Source organism: Bacillus sp. FJAT-27251 (assembly GCF_001273925.1).
Lineage (GTDB): Bacteria > Bacillota > Bacilli > Bacillales > Cytobacillaceae > Mesobacillus_B.
This window is the reverse complement of sequence record NZ_LIGG01000001.1, coordinates 2,648,724-2,668,277: the sequence shown is the minus strand read 5'-3', so window position 1 is coordinate 2,668,277 and position 19,554 is coordinate 2,648,724. Positions and strand designations below refer to the sequence as shown.

Below are 19,554 nucleotides of genomic sequence, written 5' to 3'. Positions count from 1 at the left end.
CAACATTGGAACAGGATCAGACCCGCCTATTCTTCTTCCCGCAACAGAAGGGCTTCCTTCCCCATTACCGCAAGCTCAATGGTTTCAAGGGTTTTGCAATAGTGGGTTAAAATCTCTCCCTGCAGACTGACCTCTTTATGAATATAATCCAGAACATGCCAATCCTCAAACCAATCTCCACTCTCCGGGTCTTCATGAGCAGTATCCGGCCAGGCGTATTTTAAAGGCGGGCTGTACAGCCGATCTGCACCCTTTTTCAACACACAATTCTTGACCCGGCGCTTATAAAGGGATCGGGGAAAAGATTCATTTATATCATTAAACAAATCAGGCCAATAATCTTTCCTTGATCCCGTGTGAGGGTGTTCATGTGCCCATTTTAAGACCCCTGCCAGCATCTGTTCATGTTGAAAAAGAAGTGAATACAATTTTTTTCCGAATATAATTCGTTCGTGGAGCGAAGTGAAATACCGTGAGGTGGCGCCGGCAAGTGAAGCTTTCTCCCTTCTGTCCCCTGCATAGTAGGGAAAAAGAATGTTATTAAGTCGCAAAAACTCATACATTTTAAAGCTCACCGTACCTGTTACCGTTTTTTTGAAATGATTATTCTGAATCAACCGTTTTTCCAGATAGCTTTGTTCATTGATCACCGTCGCAACCGCCAATGTATAGCTATCCCTGCTGTTCCAAAAATAGCGCCACATTGATTCCATGAAGGTGGAAGTGTGGAAAAAAGGTAAAAGATGGAACATATCCTGGTTCCCTCTCACACTCAGGTCATAAACCAAAAATTGAGGAAACACATCCTGAAAAATCAGCCAGCTGCCGTGTTCCAAAAAGGAATAAAAATCTTTCTGATCTTTTTCAGGCAGCAGTTTTGTCAGCAAATCCCCTTTTAAATCCGTCATGTTCCACCCGACGTTTCGCGATACCATATGTCCGAGAAGTGCCCAATGTATTTCAGGGTGCTGCAGGTAAAACCGAAAATACGCTTTCGTCCGTGTCACATTGTTTTGGTTCCATTGTTTCGTCTGCTCTCTTATCAGGTGAATACATTGTTTTTCCTTTTCTGATAAAGAAGGCAGAAGGCCGGAAGATTTCTGCTTCATCTTTTTTTTCAATTCTTTTTTTACATCTTGGAAAGAGTTCAGCAAAAACGGCATCATCCTTTATCAACGTGCATTTTTCGCCTATCGGTGACCCCTATCACAGGAATGAATATTCATTTTGCTCACAGAATATGATTACAAAGATGAATGTTTGGGGGAGGATGGGGAATATGAAGCGCCGGGTATATGAGGAAATGGACAGAATCGCTAATCAGTTAATCCAGGACCAATCAGAGGACGGGGCCTGGCGTTATCCATTCGAGACCGGGATTGCCACGGATTGCAGTATGATTATCTTATTGCGGACATTGGAGATAAATGATGAGGAGTTCATAAAAGAACTGGTGGAGCGTATTGCCGGAAAACAGCAGGAAGATGGATCATGGAAGCTTTTTCATGATGAGGAAAAAGGCAATCTGACTTCCACTGTGGAAGCTTATTATGCCCTTCTTTATTCCGGTTACAGGGATCGAAACGACCAGGAAATCCAGGCAGCCAGGAAGTTTATTATGACCAATGGAGGGGCCGCGGAAGTCCATCTATTTTTGAAAATCATGCTTGCCCTGACAGGACAATGCGAGTGGCCGCACTTCCCCATTAATATTGAAGTGATGCTTATACCAAACTCCTTTCCAATCAATCTTTTTGACCTCTCCGTCTACGGAAGAGCGAACCTGATTCCTTTTTTGATACTCGCCAATACGAATTTTCGTAAGAGAACGGAGCGGTCCCCCAATCTCTCCGATTTGTTTAACAACAAAGATGCCCGTTTTTTTACTGAGGACCAAGAAGAAGAGGCCCGCTCGCTGTTCAAATGGATGAAACAGGGGATTCAAGGTCTGAAATACCATGGAAACCTTCGCGAATTGTCATTATATCGTGCCGAAAAGTATATGCTGGACAGAATCGAACCAGACGGCACCTTTCTCAATTATTTCAGTTCAACTACTCTCATGATTTATGCCTTACTGGCGAGGGGCTATCATAATACGCATCCGGTGATTACGCGTGCCGTGCAAGGGTTAAAAGCGATGACCTGCCGGATTGACGGAGAACTTCACTGCCAGTACACGACCGCTACGGTCTGGAATACGACATTAATCAGTTATGCTCTGCAAGAAGCAGGAGTTCCCTATTCATCCAACACGATTCAAAAGGCAAATCAGTACATTCTCTCCCGGCAGCATCTCAAATACGGGGATTGGGTCATTCATGAACCGAAGCTGTTACCGGGAGGGTGGGGCTTCGCGGACATGAACACAATCCATCCGGATATTGACGACACAACCGCTGCACTGAGGGCGATCCGCACTTTGGCCACCGAGCAAGCAGATTGCAGGCAGGCTTGGGATCGTGGAGTAAACTGGCTGATATCCATGCAAAACGATGATGGCGGCTGGCCGGCATTCGAAAAGAACGTGGATAAGAAAGTGCTGAATTTATTGCCAATCGAGGGTGGAAAAGATTTATTGATTGATCCATCGACTGCTGATTTAACGGGCCGGACTTTAGAGTTCTTCGGAAACTATACTCATTTGGATGTTCACCATCCGATGGTGAAAGATGGGATCCGCTGGCTCTTGCGGCATCAAAACCCAGATGGTTCCTGGGTTGGGCGATGGGGTGTGTATATTTATGGCACATGGGCGGCAGTAACGGGAATGGTTGCAGTTGGGGTACCACCGAATCATCCAGCCATTCAAAAGGGCCTAACTTGGCTGCGGAAAATTCAGAATCCCGACGGGGGCTGGGGAGAATCCTGTAAAAGTGATATCAAAAATACTTATGTGCCATTGGGCGAAAGTACCCGCACTCATACCGCCTGGGCCCTTGACACACTCATCTCGGCCGCAACGGGAGTTACACCTGAAATTGAGAACGGTATAGCTTTTTTAGTGGGTAAGAAGGAAAAAGATTGGACGGCAACCTACCCAAAAGGCAGGGGAATGGCAGGCTCCTTTTATATTAATTATCATTGTTATGAATATGTGTTTCCATTGATCTCCCTGGCCCATTATCAAAAATTAACTGGCGGGCAGCTCCTGACAAGGTAATTTCACATAAGGATTTTAGTTAAGGATATATGTATTCAAAAAGCCTCTTGAGCGGCTTTGGCATATTTTTTGATCCTGTCCCATAAAATGAACAAACGACTACAGACCGCAGTCTTGGAGAAAAACGCAATCTTGCCAAGGAGGGAAACAAAAGATGCTAGAGGCGCTCCACCAATTTTTAGATCTTAAAACACTAGTTTGGTTGTTTCCCATCGTTTTTATTTTCCATGACTTAGAAGAGATTATAACCATTGAATCCTCCATGGCTGCGAAAGACAACTACCCGAAAACGAACTTCGTCAAACGAACCTTAAGAGCGAGGGAAAAACTGGGTTCGACCGCTGCCCAGCTTGCTATTTCGGCTGCCTGGATTTTACTGATAATCTCCTTCACCACAGTGATGACCGCCCATTTTTCACCTAACGGAGGGAGTTTTCTTTTCTTTACAGCCATTCTCAATTTATTTGTGTTACAGGCATTCATGCACATTGTTCAAACCATTATGTTCAAAGCCTACACGCCTGGCATCATAACGTCACTGTTCCTCCTTATCCCGTACTGCTTCATTACCTATTCTTTTTTAATCGATTATGGTCTGATAGACCGGCATTTGACCTTCACCAGTCTTCCGGTGAGTTTGATCATGATCCTGGTTTTCCTGGTTGGGAATCTTTTAGGCCGTTATTTTATTCGATAACTATAGTTCATAATCTTGGTGAAACCAATGTTCGGGAAGCCTTAATGAGGGCGGCAATTTAGTATGAATATCACCCTTGGCCGAATTTACTTGTACTTGAGTAAGAAAAATACTTCCTATTAAATTAGCCCCTCTTATATCAGCATCTCTCAAGTCAGCACCAATCAGATCCGTAACTCTCAAGTCTGCTTCTCTCAGGTCAGAAGCAATTAGCAGAGCTCCTCTTAAATTGAACCCTCTTAAGTCTGCACCTCGTAAATTCGCACCAATTAGGTCTCGATCCCTAATTATTTTTCTCAACTTTTTAGGATTTTTGTGATTTTTTACTTTTGTGCGAACTAGCTCACTTGATTTTTTAAGCAAATCATTAATCTTTTCTCTGTGGCCTGGTACATATAGGGCTAAGATAGACTCCGGGTTTAAATAAGTGAGCTGTTCTGTTTCTTGTATAGCCTTCTCCAAATCTTTATAGATAGGTCGTGTTTCTTCAAAACTTAGAGCTTCATTTAAGTAATACAGCATTTCGTGAAGTTGCTGCATAATCGGGAAAACAGCAAACATTTCCTTCGCCGAAGCAGAATTCTTTCTCCAATCATTTCCATTGTATGTGACTTGGGAAACCTTTTGACCTGCTCCAAAGCATTCATATACCGTACACCCTCGAAAGCTATTCTTTCTTAGGTTTTTATGAATGGCGCAACGGAAATCTAATTGCAAGTTTCTACAAGGTATCCCTTCATCTTTATCAAAAGCAAAATCTGAGGATGCAGTAAATGCTAAAGCTACACAGCAAAGACCGAAACAATTTTTGCAGTCAGCACCCAAATATTTTTTTACATAATCATTATTCATAATGAAAAACCTGCACCCCCTTTTTAATTCCCAATATATTTAAACCAAATCGATAAATTGTGATTCAACTGGTTATTAATATTCTAGGTTGATAGAAGTAATCCTTCTTGTAGGAACTGCTCACCTTACCCTCCAATGTTTAGACCCTGATATACGGGGTATTATTAATTACCGAGGAAGTTGCTAGTTTTAGGTTGGATAGCAAGTGTGGCTATCATTGTATTTGGCGAAGGTGGTGCCAAATAGTTGTTCTGCGCACCTCCCTCTGGGAATATAAATTCAAAACAAAAGCCCTTTAGGAATTATTCTTAAAGGGTATTTTTATAAAAAAGTATTGGGAGTCAAATGGAACTTCCCCTGTTAGGAGGTGATGTGAAAAACTGTACGCGCCTTAATATCGTTCCAATGTTTTCTTCTTTGTTCTTTCGGAATGTAACCTATGGAAATCCTCAAGATGTTTTGGCCCTGTAGATGGTATGGTGGTGATTGTCGTAGTTTATTTTCTGAATATTCAGGAAGGAGGAACCTATTGTGGCTTTTAATCTTGATGAATGTATATATTGTGGTGAACTGCTTACCAAATGGGAAAGCATCAGAAGCTATTGCTGGAAATGTAATGAAACGACCTCTCCAGAGGCTTTTCATGAAGAGTCAGATGAGGCTTTGATTCAGTCATCCTAAAAGAGGTTAGATTCCCAGGCAGTCCACTTTTTATATCTCGCTGGAATTTTTAGTAATATTTGATGACCAACAAAAAAACATAGGGAGATTTTGTCTTCCTATGTTTTCTCCGATATTATTTATCTGTTTGTTTTTGCTTTTTTTTCAAATACTCCGCACGTAATTTTTCAATATGCTGCTTTTTATCAAATTTGGCAGGCTTCTGTTTTTCATGAAACTTTGTCACAGCTACCTGACCTTTAGTATCCAATTGATATTTTCCCACTTTGTTCACCTACTTTTCTTGTCTCTAAAGAGAATCTATTCAACAAATATAACACACCTTATTTTACTGAAGTAAACCTTAATACTTTTTCTTGATTAAATCAACTGCTTTTTTATTCCTGGATCCTTAATCCTATCTTCCCTCTCCCTCACATCACCCACATTTATTCGCTTTATAAACAAGGAACAAATAAGTCCGATGATAGCTACAATGGATGCAAAAATAAATGCATCCTGTACCCCCGCAATCAGTGCCTCCGCCTGTACTCTGGGGTTAGAGGGATCCTTCGCTTGACCTAGAAACAAGTGCTGCCCTACATTCAAAATACTTATAGCAATGGCTGTCCCAATTGCACCTGAAGTTTGAATCATTGTATTTACGATGGCTGATCCATCTGGATACAAAGCTCGGGGTAATTGGTTTAAACCATTTGTTTGCGAAGGAGTTGTGATCATCGACATTCCAACCATTAATAATGTGTAAAAAACAATGATCGTCCAGCTTGAAGTTGTTTTTGATATATTCGCGAAAACAATTACAGAAGCAGTGCTTAACATAAAACCTGTAATCACCAGCCATCTTGGTCCGGATCGATCAAATATACGACCAGTTATCAGGGCCATCACACCATTAATAATTCCGCCTGGCAGCAGTAATAATCCAGCCTGTGCTGAAGATAAACCAAGCCCGCCCTGCATATACAACGGCAAAAGTATGATTGATGCGAATATAATCATGTTACATAAAAGCGTAATGAAGATCCCTAATGAAAACATCGGCTGTTTAAATACCCTTACATTAAGAATTGGCTCCTTCATGGATAATTGCCGAATGACGAAAAGAAGCATGGCTGTTATTCCCGAGATCAACGAAATCATGACGATTGGACTTGCCCMCCCTTTATCAGGTTCACCAGCACTGCTAAACCCAAAAACAAGCCCGCCAAAACCAATTGTAGAAAGAAGAATAGATAATAAATCTATCTTCGGACTGCTTAGCGGAAATAAATTTCTCATATAAATGATGCCAACAACCAAAGCAACTGCTAAAAACGGGATTGGAATCCAAAAGATCCAGTGCCAGTCAAGCTGTTCAATAATTAATCCTGCAATGATAGGCCCAATGGCTGGAGCAAACATCATGACGAGACCGACAACGCCCATGGCCGTCCCTCGCTTCTCCACCGGAAAAAGAATCAAAACGGAATTAAACAGCAAAGGAATTAACAAACCGGTTCCAACGGCTTGAATGATCCTTCCGAACAATAATATGTAAAAGGCCGGGGCTATTGCTTCAATGAATAAACCAATGATGGAAAAACACAAACTTACAATGAACAGTTTCCTAGCTGGAAACCTTCTAATCAGAAGTCCGGAAATGGGAATCAAAATTCCAAGTACCAAAAGATAACTTGTTGTTAACCATTGTGCGGTTGAGGGTGCTATTTGAAAATCGATCATTAAATCATTCAATGCCATATTTAAGGCTGTCTCGCTGAACATCCCCATAAAGCAGCCTATCAGCAAGACAATCATAATGGGAATGACTTTTATATTTTGACCATTTACATTCTGGTTACTTGTATGTTCTGTCAATTGTAATACCTCTTTCCCAAAAATCCTTTATAACTCGCAATCCAACCGGTGCAGGTTTATTAACAACCCTAACCGTTTAGTTCTTTTTTCAACAGGAATGGAATTTGATCCGCAATTATTCGAAGCGGCAGGTCAGATTTTTCAGTCAGGCATAAAATGATTGCGCCTTCTATCATCGCGTGAACCGTTAAGGATAAATTTCTGGATTGTTCCTCACTCCATCCTGCCGCTATGAATTTTTCTGAGAAAACGGTTTTCCACTCATCGAGAGCGGCCTTACAGGCAAGTCGGATAGGGTCATTAATCAACGCAGTTTCCCCGGCAATCGTCCCTATTCTCACCCCTAAAATGGTGCCCTCACGATATTCAACACACATATTATGAAGATAGGCTTGAATCGCCTTAACCGGATCATTTATCCCTTTTGTTGCAATAAGAATTTTGTTCGAAATCATCTCCTTGGTATATTGAATGGAAGCAATCGCTAATTCTTCTTTTCCGCCGGGAAAATAGTAGTAAAATGAGCCCTTTGACGTCCCACTTTCTTTGATAATTTCGTTCAGTCCAACACCCTGGTATCCATATAATTGAAAAAGTCTCGACGCTGTTGTGATGATATCCTGTGCTGATTGATTATTTTTGGTCATGATGAAGATACTCCTAACTCTAATAAAAAATATTTTTATAACAACTGGTCTATATAATTTTAAGTTTCCTATTTTTATCTGTCAAATTTTGTTTCATTCGTCAAGCCTTATAAAAAGCCCTTGAAAATACCTTCAATAGCCATTTCCAGGGGGTTCAACACATAAAAGCAGATTTATGTTTTTGTGGCATCTATTCGCTTCATCCAAAATTCGGTATTAGTGTACCAAACTTTGAAAAATCACTGGTTAAAAAACAAATAATAAGAGTTCAAGGAAGGTTGCTATACTCTTAATCACAAATAAACTAAATACAATTTCTAATTACTCGGTTAGTTCGCTTTCAAATTTGATTATGTTCTAGTTGAAAATGGTGTTCCTCAATCATTTCTTAGCATAAAAAGCAAAAAAGACCGCTACAGCGATCCATTTTGAACTATTGCCCCGGCTGCATCCAATTATTTGAAAGTAACCGTTACCGTATAATCTTGAATTTCAAAAATATCTTGTAGGGCAAGTCGAACGTCCTCTTCAGCAGCTGTTAAAAGACCATTTTGAACAGCAAAAAAAGTGATTAATCCTTCATAGACCAACCACCCGTTTCTCTAAGTACACTTGTTCACAAACTTTTCCGAACACTACAGGAGCACCAATACCGTATACATTATTTTTATTAATAAAAACACTAAGAAATACTCAAAAAACTTCCCCAAATGCTTGGCGAGTTTATTCTTTTTTCAAGATAAGCACCCTTTACTTTAAGCGAAGAATTTCACGAACTAACATTTTTACCAGCCTCTATTGATTTAGATGCATTTTCAATATTTTTCTAATTGGCTCTTTTACTTTCTTTTTACGAATAATCAAGTAATCGACAATCGCATCTAGTTCATTATGGTCCGATTCCCATTCAGGTGGAGTGGAATAGACAATTTTTTTAATTTCTTTATCTGGGAATTCCTCTATTGCTTTAATATACTTATAAAAAAGATTCTTTTCCTGTAAAAAAGGCTTAAATACTTGGTACAACTCTCCCCAATATACTTCCATATCCTCAGCACTTTCTCTTAATGTTTTACTATTTCTTTTAGAACTATAAAAAGAGCCACCCTGATCGATCATATAGAGCTTGTTATATTGTTCACCTTCGTCAATAATTAAGTTGTCATTATAACCTGCACGATCGTTATGCACCCAATGATCAAACACGATCACCCCTGGCATTTCATTTAGATTAATACATTTTTGGATAAGCTCCTTATTTGTTGATTGTGCATTTTTATAATAAACACACCCGAAATGGGGGCCAAGATTAATATTATCAGGTTTTATTATTTCTGTTACTTCTGTTCCTAGATAGATTATCTGTCCTTCAGCGATAGGCAGCCCAAGATACTTTGCCAATTTATAAGCTATGAACTCATGTGCTAGTCTTTTACTTGCTCTTTCGTTATAATCGAATTTTACAACATATTGCTTTCCGTCATTACATTCCAATATATGTGGAAGAGATCGTCCTGTTTTTATTGGTTTTATATATTTAATTGCTTTAAGCATAGTTATTTTCACCTCCATCAAAAAAAATATTGATAGTTGAGCGAGATACACCCATACCTTTAAGAACATAGATAATCTCCAATTCTTAAATATTTATTCGTAACAGTTATAGGGAACCTGCCTACATCTATAGTAAATTTTTTAAAAAAATTTAAAAGAAACATTAAAATATCCTTACTTTTGCCTGCAAGTACCGCAAAAACGGGTGTTTCTCGTTCCACTAAAGGGTACTATATGCAGCTGGAAAAATTGAACTATTAAACCATATGCTGGTAATAAGGCTATTATTCCCAAACATCCAAAAATTGAAATGCAATATGCTATCCCTCCTGGCAACAACAGCTATCCTCATAATCTAAAGTGTTGTTTTGAGATATTGACTTCTTTATATCTCTTGCGATGCCTTTAGCTAGTGAGTCAAATTCACTCAATTTGTCACTTTCATGATCAAATGCCATCGTTAAATTAACGTATCACATAGCAAAATCATATTGTGAAAATCCGTTTTCTTTCCTACACACAGTATCTAATTAGGTCCTTAAGTTTTCAGCATTATAAGGAATCTTTATGTTGGTTTCGTTCCAATTCCAATCAATTTATGAACCTCTCTCCCTTTTGAACTGCTTTTCTTTGTACTAATCTTCTTCAACTAACCTGCCCCTTTAGTTGAACAAGAAAATTCTTTTGGTTAAAGAGAAGTTATTCATAAGTAATTTCTGTGGTACTTTGCGGTAAATATTAGCACTTACAGACAATGTTATTATGACAACAATTAGTTGGACTTCAAAAAAGTAAACGGCTTCCTCTTGTATGGTATATTTAACTAGTAGGGGGGATTAAGAATGTCAGAGGATACAATTTTTGCTTTTCTTCCAATTTTAACAATTTTATTTTACTTGGCTCCAATTGTCTTTGTAATTTGGTTTTTAGTAAATTTCCTTAAGATACAAAAAGAAAGGAATACTATCCTTAAATCTATTTCTGACAAGATGGGTAAGCATTAAAAACAGACAGGGAAACCTGTCTGTTTTTAATTTAAAATTTTCCATCAACAAACCTTCCCGTTTGTTTAATAATGAATCCCACAAAAAAGGCGTTAATCCTGCCTGGATCAAGCACCCATTTTGTTGAACACGACATTAGTTCAGATTGGTTTTTATGTCATTTTTATAAATGTCCACTTTGTTCGCAGCAAATTTCAGAGATTGTGATTTCCCATTGATTGTAAGACCAATATCAATAGATAAAGGCAAATCTATTGTTTTAATCACATCTTCTAAGGAATAATATTCATCCTGTTTATCGCTATAAAAACAACTGAACTAATTGATACCTCGTCGCCAGTCTACGTTCTTAATAACCCAAGTCAAATTTGTATCTCTTCACGGTATCCTCAAGGACATCCATTCCTATACATGGAGATAAAATGAATATTCCTAAATGGTTAATTTTACCTATATATCCAATCATTTCATTACCTTCCTCTTATATACAATATAAAAATAGATTGATATATTCTAATTATTCTGAATTGTTAAGGAGGTTTCAAATGGGAAAGTGGAATAACAAATTTATAGTTTTCTTCACTGCTCTAGTAATGGCTTTAGGGGCTTACACAGCTCCAGCAGGTGCTGTTTCTAATTTAGCGAGCCCCGTCTCTGAAAGAGCTTTATCTGTTGAAATTGAGGAAGCCTCGATATTTAAATTGCAGCATGCTATGCAGAGAGGGGTGTTGACCTCTGAGGAATTGGTTCAATTGTATCTCAATCGAATTGAGGAGTATGATGACAGCATTAACTCTATCATTACGGTTGACGAAAATGTATTAGAAGAAGCGAAACAACTAGATAAAGAGCGCAAAGCGGGAAAAGTTCGCGGGCCCTTGCATGGAATTCCGGTTATTTTAAAAGACAACTATGATACATACGATATGCAAACTACTGCAGGATCCCTGTCACTTGAAGGTTCCATCCCTCTAAAGGATGCCTATCAAACAAAAAGATTAAGAGATGAAGGTGCAATCATCATAGGGAAAGCAAACCTGCATGAATTTGCTTTCGGATTCCAAACAATTAGTTCCCTTGGTGGACAAACCTTTAATCCATATGATTTAAGCAGATATCCAGGCGGTTCAAGCGGTGGAACCGCAGCAGCGGTTGCTTCCAACTTTGCCACTGTCGGATTAGGGACAGATACTGGTGGGTCCATCCGAATACCTTCATCCTTTAATAACCTGGTTGGACTTCGCCCTACAATGGGACTTGCCAGCCGTGATGGAATTATTCCCCTTGCACTTTCACAGGATGTCGGCGGACCGATGGGACGCACGGTTGAAGATGTGGCTGTCGTTCTCGATGCAATTGCTGGCTATGACCCTGCAGATCCAGTTACTGAAGCCAGCATCGGAAAAGTCCCAAAAACCTATACTCATTATCTTAAAAAAAATGGATTAAAGAAAGCCCGGATAGGGGTAATTCGCGACCTGTTTGGGAATGATCCTCAAGTCAATAAAGTGATGGATCAAGTGATTGCGGACATGGAAGTACTTGGAGCAGAAGTGTTTGAGGTAACAGTTCCCAATCTTAGTGCAATTCTTTCCTATCCAAGCTTAAGCGGATACGAATTTAAATTTCAGTTAAATGATTATTTGGCTACCCTTGGGCCTGATGCACCTGTAAGAACGTTATCAGATATTATCGAAAGCGGTAAATTCCATCCAAGTTTGGAAAATGGATTAAAATCCCGAAATGAAAGAGAATCATTAGAAAATGATGAGGAATACCAAGACATAATTACCAATCGTCCTAAAATGTCAAGGGAAAGCTTAATGGTAACGTTTAATGAACATGACCTTGATGCACTACTCTATCCAACTTCGAGTGCTTTACCGGCACAGGTGGGCAAAAGCCAAGGTGCGGGGAATGCTAATCGCTTAAGTCCTTATTCAGGATTCCCTGCAATCTCGGTTCCTGCTGGCTTCAGTGACAACGGCCTTCCAGTCGGGCTTGAGCTGCTAGGAAAAGAGTTCGACGAGCCAACATTGATTAAACTTGCCTACGCTTATCAAGAAGGAACTAACCATCGAAAAGCGCCTGAACTAAAATAGGAACCTTCATATAAAAAGAGGTCTATCTCACTTTTGCAAGTAACGCACGCGATTATGGAATACTTAAAAATTGAGGAACCTTCTTATATAAGACGGTTCTCCAAGGATTCAATTGCCAGTTTAAGTGCAATTAAGCGATGCTCATTCAATGTTTTTTGAGAACTGCCTTCTTTTGCTTTTGCTATTTGTTTTTCGATAGATGGAATGACACCTTGTAGGACTTCTTTAGAAGTCAATATGATTTCTTCGTCATAGCAAAATTCTTCCCCATTCCAAGTACCTTTGAGGCTCTGTAAACCAATTTTCAATGCATTTCGTCTCTTTTTGACAAGGGTTGTGTTTGAGCCTTTTTCTGTCATACTTATATAAGCATTTGAAAGTTTATTAAAAGTCGACTCCAAGGATTTAATCGACAAATCTTGGGTTACCTGGCTAACAGTCTTCATATACGAACCCCACTTTCTTTTTGGTAATCCAACAGTTAATATAGTTTTATTGGGAAATATAGTTCGATTGTTGGTAACCTCAGTTCCTTCTAATAATTTCACTTTTCCTTACGTTTTCCAATCTATTTCTTCTTCAACGTTAGTGCAACAAACAAGGTACATTTAACTGGAATTCCAATTGAATCACTGGCTTTGGTAATCCTTTGGCCAGTTCATTAGTAAAAGCTATTTGGATACCGTTTACGGCATATGTAGTAGCATAAGGCTGATGGCTCTTATTCAGCCAAATATAATAAAATAGCATCTCATGAGGAACCCTCAATCAATTAGCAATGATATAAATTTATCATGTTAAAAAGCAAAAGGACAAAATCCCGCTTAAATAATTTTTAGAAAATATTTAAGCAGGATTGAAATAGCTAATCGCATTCCCATCATTACTGACTAGTTGGGATTAGTAGCCGCCGCCCATATATCCAGTACCAACAATGATTAGCAGGATGAAGAGCACAACAATTAACGCGAATCCCGCTCCCATACCGTATCCGCCGCCGCCTTGATAGCCCATAAAAAACACCACCTTTTTTTCAAAGATAAAATAATCTATGAAACAATAATCCGACCCGACATAGACAAGTGTGAAGGTTAGCAAAAATAGGCTGCAACATATGGTACAGATTTAACTGGTTGTACAAGCTCCAATGTTACAAAACTGTTTTCAAGTGTATTAGACCTCACTAGGGAATTGCTAGTAAATTTGTGGTTCCTTTTTATTTGAAAAGGAACCATATTGATGAGGCTCTTTTCTGTTGTACATCCCTCAATTATTTTTTCCTCGATAAACTCGTCCAACTTGACTTGTATCCTGGGTTGTTAACTTAATGTTCTTCCTAACTGACTAATAAGGAAGGCTAAACTATACATTACTCTTGTTTATGCCCCGTTTGTGCAATAAGGAAATTTAAAGACTAAAGCCCCTTACCACCGTAAAATCCACCTTGCCGCCATTTTTACGACAATGAAATGTCCAAGAAAAAGGAGGGCGGAAAGATACTGCCTGGAACCTTTCACGCACTTCCATTCCAGGCTTTTGGGAATGCCCCGTAGGTAGGAAAAAACTATAATTAATGGTAATCTATTAATGTGAAAGGAGAGGGCATGCTTGAACAAAAATAAACTAAATATGATTATCGCAATACTCGGAAGTGTCACGATTCTAACGATAGGCGGTTTGCTGTTTAACCAGATTTACAAGAACCATCAAGCAAACGAACTCATTATTGAAAATTGTTTTGATAACTTTGAGATAGAAGGAGAAGTAGTGATAAAGAAGGATGGCTTTTGGTCACCAGTCACTTGTGAGAAAAAATAGCATTTCAAACCTTATGATGAATAATGGTGTGCCTCATATCATTGAAAGACTTGCCGCAATCCTTACAATAAAAGGCGGTTAAACCTGCCTGGATCAACGCACCCTTTTGTTGAAAAAGTTAAATCCGTTTTTGTACTAAAAACCATATGTATTAAAAATTTAAGGGAACGATAAATCAGCATAAACCTATAATTGAAGTTGCAAAAAAAAACAAATCCAACCTATTATTTTTACTTTTTTATCAATCTCAGCTTTTTTCTCTAATTTACTAATGTAGGCAGTGACTAATACTAAACAAATTAAAGGAATAACTCCTAATAAATTAAAACCTAAAAAGGATTTATCCACCAAAAATAAAGCTACAACCAGTACAACCACTGCAAGTGATATTCTATTTATTATTGTATGAATAGAAATCTCCTCCTGACATTTTTTCTTTAACTCCTCTGCCCCGTTTGATCAACAAGAAGGAATTTAACAAAAAAACGGTGGTTAATCCTTATTGGATTAACGCACCCGATAGTTAAAGTACAATTTTTCCCAAAAAATAAATTTTACCTTGTGAAAGGAAGTAATAATTGTCGAGAATATTATTAGTAGGCCATTCCTACACGTGAGTGGACATAATCGCTACTTTCCAATTGACGTTTTTATTTAAAACATCCATGGTTAAGTTTTCACTATTTATTTGAATCTATAACATTCATTTCCCAAATTTATAATCTCTTGTTGGTATACCTTACTCCTCTGCATGATTAAAAATATCCGCTTATATGGTTGTCATAGGGAGTAAAAGAATCGTGGGGACGGTTCTCCGGTATTTATCATCATACGGATAGCAATGCAGCAGAACCGGCCCCCATGCTTTATCGTTGAACATTATACCGTTCAACGGATGGGATTCTTGATAGATACCTAGCTGCTACAAATTTTGTTCACTGCGTATTTTATTGAGCAATGCCCGGCAGCCAATGGAAACAAGTCGATAGGTTCGATCGAAATCACCTGTGAAAAATGGATCGGGAATATCTTTCCTGTATGCAGTCAGGTCGAGCAGCCTCATGATCTTTGGATGAAAAGGCTTGCCGGTTATCCGGTAAATATTTTTCAGGTTGCTTTCGTCCATACCAATAATATAATCGAACTTCCAAAAGTCTTCCTTCTTTAGATGGCGTCCAACAAGCCCACCGGAAGGGATATGGTATTTCTTTAAAATGTCAAGAGTTCCCTTGTGCGGTGGGAAGCCGATTTGCCATGAACTCGTTGCAGCCGAATCAACTGCAATTTTGTTTGTCAAATTTTCTTTTTTGACCAAGTAACGAAACAAAGCTTCGGCCATCGGTGAACGGCAAATATTCCCCAGGCACACAAATAATACTTTGGTCATATCCTACTCCTTTAAAGTTTTTCAGCTTACTAATTTTGTTGAAATGGATTATGTATTTACAAAATAGTGGAAAGCTGGAAATATGGAACGGCTCTTGACCTATGTATCTGGGAGAATATTAACCGGCTTTAATGAGCTGCCAAAGCGGATACGGTATGGGTACAGGATTCGCATTAATTGTGGTACTCTTCATCCTGCTTATCATTGTTGGTATTGGATTCATGGGTGGTGGATACTAATCCTCGCTAGGCGAACAAACATGTATCAAAAAGAGGGATGTCATTACTCTTCTCTCCGTAATATTAAAAAACAATTAGTCAGGAAACTCTTTTAGGTATCCTCCTCCATCATATACCTCCATAAGCGCATGCCCAAGCATGCGCTTATGTGATGTACTTGAAATTCCATTTCTCTTTTCAACTCTATGGGACAAGAGTGGGTTCGTATTATATTCGGAGGTGTTATCAAATCATTTCATCGAGAAGGATCTGAATAAATTCTTCATGAAGCTGGAACGAGTATCCTTATTACCTTCTCCAATCCTGGAAGCAAGTTGTTTTTCAGCATTAGCAATTGTAATCATTAGAAGACCCACCTCTACAGAAAATTACTATGTATGTTATTATGCCCTCCAAAAAGATTATTCAACTAAACTCCTGGTTGTTGTAAAAAGGATTCAACAAAAAAGGCGGCTATTCCTGTCTTGATCAACGCACCTTCATTGACTTTCATTTTCCTATGGATGACCAGCATGATGGGCCTTTAATTTAATCCTCTCCCCCTCCAAGGTTTAGAAACTGGTGTACAGGGTATTAATGAATACCGAGGAAGTTACTATTTTAGATTGGATAGCAAGTGTGGCTGTCATTGTATTTGGCGAAGGTGGTGCCAAATAGTAGTTCATGGACCTTCCCTTGGAAATATAAATTCCAAAAAAGCCCTTTAGGAATTATTCTTAAAGGGCTTTTCTATAAAAAGGAAATGAATTCCCAGAAAAGGATATACGGGATATTTTAAAGTTTTCCAGAATTTATATATATTTATTGTGTGGAAGGCAAATGGAACATCGGTTATTAGGAGGTGATGCAAAAAATAGTACTCATCTTAATTTTGTTCCAATGTTTTCTTCTTTTTTCTTTCGGAATGTAACCTATGGAAATCCTCAAGCTGTTTTGGTATATATGGTATGGTGGTTGTAGATTGTTTTCTTAATATTCAGAAATACAGGACCTATTGTGACTTTTGATTTTCATGAATGTATTTATTGTGGTGAACTGCTTTCCAAATGGGAGAGCACAAGAAGCTATTGCTGGAAGTGTAATGAAACGACCTCTCCAGATGCTTTTCATGAAGAATCGGATGAAGCTTGGATTCAGTCATCCTAAATAGCAGGTTTGGTTCCCTGGCAGTTCACTTTTTATATTCCATTAAAATTAAATTATGTATGCTGTTAATTTAGCACTTTCAGCCCTTGATATGATCGGCTGCCAGATAAATACTTGCAGCCAGCCTTCATTAGGACAAGTCCTAGAAGGCTTTTTTTTGGAGTAAGTGTTAAATAATATGAATGAATCATCTTTGTCTATATGTTTGTGACAGGAATTAATATCGCTTTCTATTTAACGGGAAATTAGGTTTTTGCTCTTAAACTAAAGCACCCGTTTGTTTAAGTACATTTTTTCACATTCTTTTTTTACATTAATAAATTTTCCTTTGAAACCCAACCATAATACGTTCAAGTGGAACCCATCCATGTAATAAAAGGACCACACATTTAGATAAGTTGAATATGCGCGGTCCTTTTATATCATTTTTCTTTCACTAACGGAATAATTAATGTAAATAATGATTCAGAAGACTATTGATGGATTGATTTATTTCATTTATGTTAGGATTTTCTACTTTCGTATCGTTAATGCTATATTTCCTTTTTAGTTGAATAATTCTTTCTATACTTTTATTTAATCTTTGTTCAGAAATTCCCCCATTTTGAACAGCAGTTTTTAAAGAGGAGATAATCTTTACAACATTATTATAGTCATGCCCTACTAAAATAATATCGCTTCCTGCCTTTACTGATTCTACCGCTGCTTTACCAATATCATAATGTTCTGTTATAGCCCCCATTGTCATATCGTCCGTTATGATTACTCCCGTGAAACTAAGTTGTTTTCTAAGAAGATCCGTCATGACAGCTTTTGACATGGAGGCTGGGTTGGTTTTATCCAATTCAGGCAATAAGATATGGGCGACCATCACAACATCTGAACCATGATCAATCGCACGTTCAAACGGAATTAACTCAAGTTCTTTAAGTTCCTTAAGGCTTTTATTTACAATTGGGAGTTCTAAATGGGAATCAACCGATGTATCTCCGTGACCAGGAAAATGCTTAATTGTAGGGATAACGTTTTGTGACTGAATCCCTTTCATCGTTTGAATCCCAAGTTTACTTACTATTTCCGAATTGTTCCCAAATGATCGATCCCCGATAACTGGGTTATTTGGATTGCTGTTAATATCAAGAACAGGTGCAAAATCGAGATTTAAACCAAATTTTTTTAATTCACGCCCTAATAGTGTACCGACTTTATAAGAAAACTCGGGATTATTTACCTGTCCAATCAGTTTATTTGGAGGAAAGTTAACAAGTCCACCAGGTAATCTTGTCACTCGTCCCCCTTCTTGGTCAACGCCTAATAAAAGTGGTAAACTCGAACTATTTCCAGCTTTCAGTTGATTCACAAGTTGAACAGTTTGTTCAGGGGTTTCAAAATTATTTTTGTAAAAAATAATTCCTCCGACATGGAATTGGCTTATTAATTGTTTTGCGTTTGTATCCATTGTGGTCCCGGAAATCCCAGCAAGAATCATCTGCCCTATTTTATCTTCAAAACTCATTTTAGAAATTACTTCTGAAATGGTTTGGTTTTCTTGTTGATTTGGTGTTTTTTCAAGCTGTGTATAGAGTGAAATATGGTCAACTTTAGGATTTGGCTCCTGCTCTGTTTTTACTGGTAAAACCCATAATAAATCAGTATGAGCCATTGCATGATATACAAGTATCATTTGGTCATGGGTTGAATCTTTATAGTATCGAATGGCATCCGGTTCTCCACCAATTTTCTCAATTTCATTAAAAGAAATATTTTGTAGTTCGGAATCATAAGATCGTATATCCTTTACAGTCTGATCTGCATAGCCGATTGTTGCATGATGACTTTCATATTCCTCATACCTGCCTTTAGCAGTTTCCGAAATATGGTCTGATTTTCCCCACTCTTTATTTACTTCATTCCATCCTGTTTCACCAGAAACAAAGGAAATGTTCGGAACCTTACCTACCTTGGATAAGGAAAACGTTTCCTCTACTAATTTCTCAAGATTTGAATTCTGATCATTCTTTGAGTCCACTGTATTTTTACCGGAAGGTTTAGTATCGGATGGATTAGTTATAATCGGGCTTTCTTTAACTGGCGTTTGTTCGCTATCATTTTCTTTGATCGCATAATAAACTCCAATGAATAAGGCAAACATTAATAGTAGGATTGTAAAAATACGTAGTTTATTTCGAGAACCCCTTTTTCTTTTCCTTGTCATGTTCCAATTCCCCTTTCTACCTTTTTAGCACTCCTCAAATTATCAATTGATTGCAATTGTAGTCAATGGAATGTCAGTCCTTTTAAACTAAAAAAAGTTATCGCTCTTCCTTTCAAGAAAAGTTCATCATACTTTAAGGCTATAAGTTTCAACCATTATATTGAAAATTATTCATAATAGAAAGGCCAA

18 protein-coding genes are annotated in these 19,554 nt (G+C 38.1%); 7 read left to right on the top strand and 11 right to left on the bottom strand.

All coding sequences use genetic code 11. The features are described from left to right. Positions 1-26 precede the first annotated feature (26 nt). Entirely contained in the window at positions 27-1,163 is a 1,137-nt protein-coding gene (locus ADU22_RS12580) for a DUF2515 family protein (RefSeq protein ID WP_053364557.1), read from the bottom strand. Between the two features lie 116 nt (positions 1,164-1,279). Here ADU22_RS12580 and shc point away from each other — a divergent pair, with 116 nt between their 5' ends. Together shc and ADU22_RS12570 are read left to right on the top strand one after the other, a co-directional pair. Continuing rightward, complete coding sequence (gene shc, locus ADU22_RS12575) at positions 1,280-3,163, top strand: squalene--hopene cyclase (protein WP_053362459.1); 1,884 nt, start codon at positions 1,280-1,282, stop codon at positions 3,161-3,163. Between the two features lie 154 nt (positions 3,164-3,317). Then, positions 3,318-3,860 carry an HXXEE domain-containing protein gene (locus ADU22_RS12570; RefSeq protein ID WP_053362458.1) on the top strand — a complete coding sequence of 181 codons (543 nt, stop codon included), beginning with the start codon at positions 3,318-3,320 and terminating at the stop codon, positions 3,858-3,860. Here the strand turns inward: ADU22_RS12570 and ADU22_RS12565 are convergent, their stop codons facing one another. Next, entirely contained in the window at positions 3,861-4,712 is an 852-nt protein-coding gene (locus ADU22_RS12565; RefSeq protein ID WP_053362457.1) for a pentapeptide repeat-containing protein, read from the bottom strand. Positions 4,713-5,243: 531 nt separating this feature from the next. Here ADU22_RS12565 and ADU22_RS24635 point away from each other — a divergent pair. Beyond that, positions 5,244-5,393, top strand: coding sequence for a hypothetical protein (locus ADU22_RS24635; protein WP_156324344.1), 150 nt, complete (start codon positions 5,244-5,246; stop codon positions 5,391-5,393). Between the two features lie 115 nt (positions 5,394-5,508). Here the strand turns inward: ADU22_RS24635 and ADU22_RS24985 are convergent, their stop codons facing one another. The 4 genes from ADU22_RS24985 to ADU22_RS12545 form a co-directional block, all read right to left on the bottom strand. Further along, complete coding sequence (locus tag ADU22_RS24985; RefSeq protein ID WP_053362456.1) at positions 5,509-5,658, bottom strand: hypothetical protein; 150 nt, start codon at positions 5,656-5,658, stop codon at positions 5,509-5,511. 95 nt (positions 5,659-5,753) lie between these two features. Then, positions 5,754-7,193, bottom strand: coding sequence for a DHA2 family efflux MFS transporter permease subunit (locus tag ADU22_RS12555; protein ID WP_082253009.1), 1,440 nt, complete (start codon positions 7,191-7,193; stop codon positions 5,754-5,756). A 128-nt stretch (positions 7,194-7,321) separates the two neighbouring features. Then, positions 7,322-7,900 carry a TetR/AcrR family transcriptional regulator gene (locus tag ADU22_RS12550; protein WP_053362455.1) on the bottom strand — a complete coding sequence of 193 codons (579 nt, stop codon included), beginning with the start codon at positions 7,898-7,900 and terminating at the stop codon, positions 7,322-7,324. A gap of 795 nt (positions 7,901-8,695) precedes the next feature. Continuing rightward, positions 8,696-9,454, bottom strand: coding sequence for a HipA family kinase (locus ADU22_RS12545; RefSeq protein WP_156324343.1), 759 nt, complete (start codon positions 9,452-9,454; stop codon positions 8,696-8,698). Between the two features lie 842 nt (positions 9,455-10,296). Between ADU22_RS12545 and ADU22_RS24980 the strand changes: the two genes are divergently transcribed. Both ADU22_RS24980 and ADU22_RS12540 read left to right on the top strand, forming a co-directional pair. Next, positions 10,297-10,458, top strand: a complete 162-nt coding sequence (locus tag ADU22_RS24980; protein ID WP_197280053.1) for a hypothetical protein — start codon at positions 10,297-10,299, stop codon at positions 10,456-10,458. A gap of 545 nt (positions 10,459-11,003) precedes the next feature. Continuing rightward, the gene (locus tag ADU22_RS12540) at positions 11,004-12,560 is read left to right on the top strand and encodes an amidase (protein ID WP_053362453.1); all 1,557 of its coding nucleotides are present in this window, start codon (positions 11,004-11,006) and stop codon (positions 12,558-12,560) included. 83 nt (positions 12,561-12,643) lie between these two features. Here ADU22_RS12540 and ADU22_RS12535 read toward each other — a convergent pair whose 3' ends face one another. Both ADU22_RS12535 and ADU22_RS24270 read right to left on the bottom strand, forming a co-directional pair. Next, positions 12,644-13,006, bottom strand: a complete 363-nt coding sequence (locus ADU22_RS12535; protein WP_053362452.1) for a hypothetical protein — start codon at positions 13,004-13,006, stop codon at positions 12,644-12,646. Positions 13,007-13,460: 454 nt separating this feature from the next. Then, complete coding sequence (locus tag ADU22_RS24270; protein ID WP_082252844.1) at positions 13,461-13,574, bottom strand: YjcZ family sporulation protein; 114 nt, start codon at positions 13,572-13,574, stop codon at positions 13,461-13,463. A 594-nt stretch (positions 13,575-14,168) separates the two neighbouring features. Here ADU22_RS24270 and ADU22_RS12530 point away from each other — a divergent pair. Then, a complete protein-coding gene (locus tag ADU22_RS12530; protein ID WP_053362451.1) occupies positions 14,169-14,378 on the top strand; it encodes a hypothetical protein in 210 nt (69 codons plus the stop codon). Between the two features lie 186 nt (positions 14,379-14,564). Here the strand turns inward: ADU22_RS12530 and ADU22_RS24630 are convergent, their stop codons facing one another. Together ADU22_RS24630 and ADU22_RS12525 are read right to left on the bottom strand one after the other, a co-directional pair. Continuing rightward, positions 14,565-14,756: a hypothetical protein gene (locus tag ADU22_RS24630; protein WP_156324342.1), complete on the bottom strand. Its 192-nt coding sequence runs from the start codon at positions 14,754-14,756 to the stop codon at positions 14,565-14,567. Between the two features lie 544 nt (positions 14,757-15,300). After that, positions 15,301-15,765 carry a low molecular weight protein-tyrosine-phosphatase gene (locus tag ADU22_RS12525; protein WP_053362450.1) on the bottom strand — a complete coding sequence of 155 codons (465 nt, stop codon included), beginning with the start codon at positions 15,763-15,765 and terminating at the stop codon, positions 15,301-15,303. 155 nt (positions 15,766-15,920) lie between these two features. Between ADU22_RS12525 and ADU22_RS24265 the strand changes: the two genes are divergently transcribed. Continuing rightward, the gene (locus ADU22_RS24265) at positions 15,921-16,004 is read left to right on the top strand and encodes a YjcZ family sporulation protein (protein ID WP_502688762.1); all 84 of its coding nucleotides are present in this window, start codon (positions 15,921-15,923) and stop codon (positions 16,002-16,004) included. A 1,594-nt stretch (positions 16,005-17,598) separates the two neighbouring features. Here the strand turns inward: ADU22_RS24265 and nagZ are convergent. Further along, the gene (gene nagZ / locus ADU22_RS12520) at positions 17,599-19,365 is read right to left on the bottom strand and encodes a beta-N-acetylhexosaminidase (protein WP_053362449.1); all 1,767 of its coding nucleotides are present in this window, start codon (positions 19,363-19,365) and stop codon (positions 17,599-17,601) included. Between the last annotated feature and the right edge of the window lie 189 nt (positions 19,366-19,554).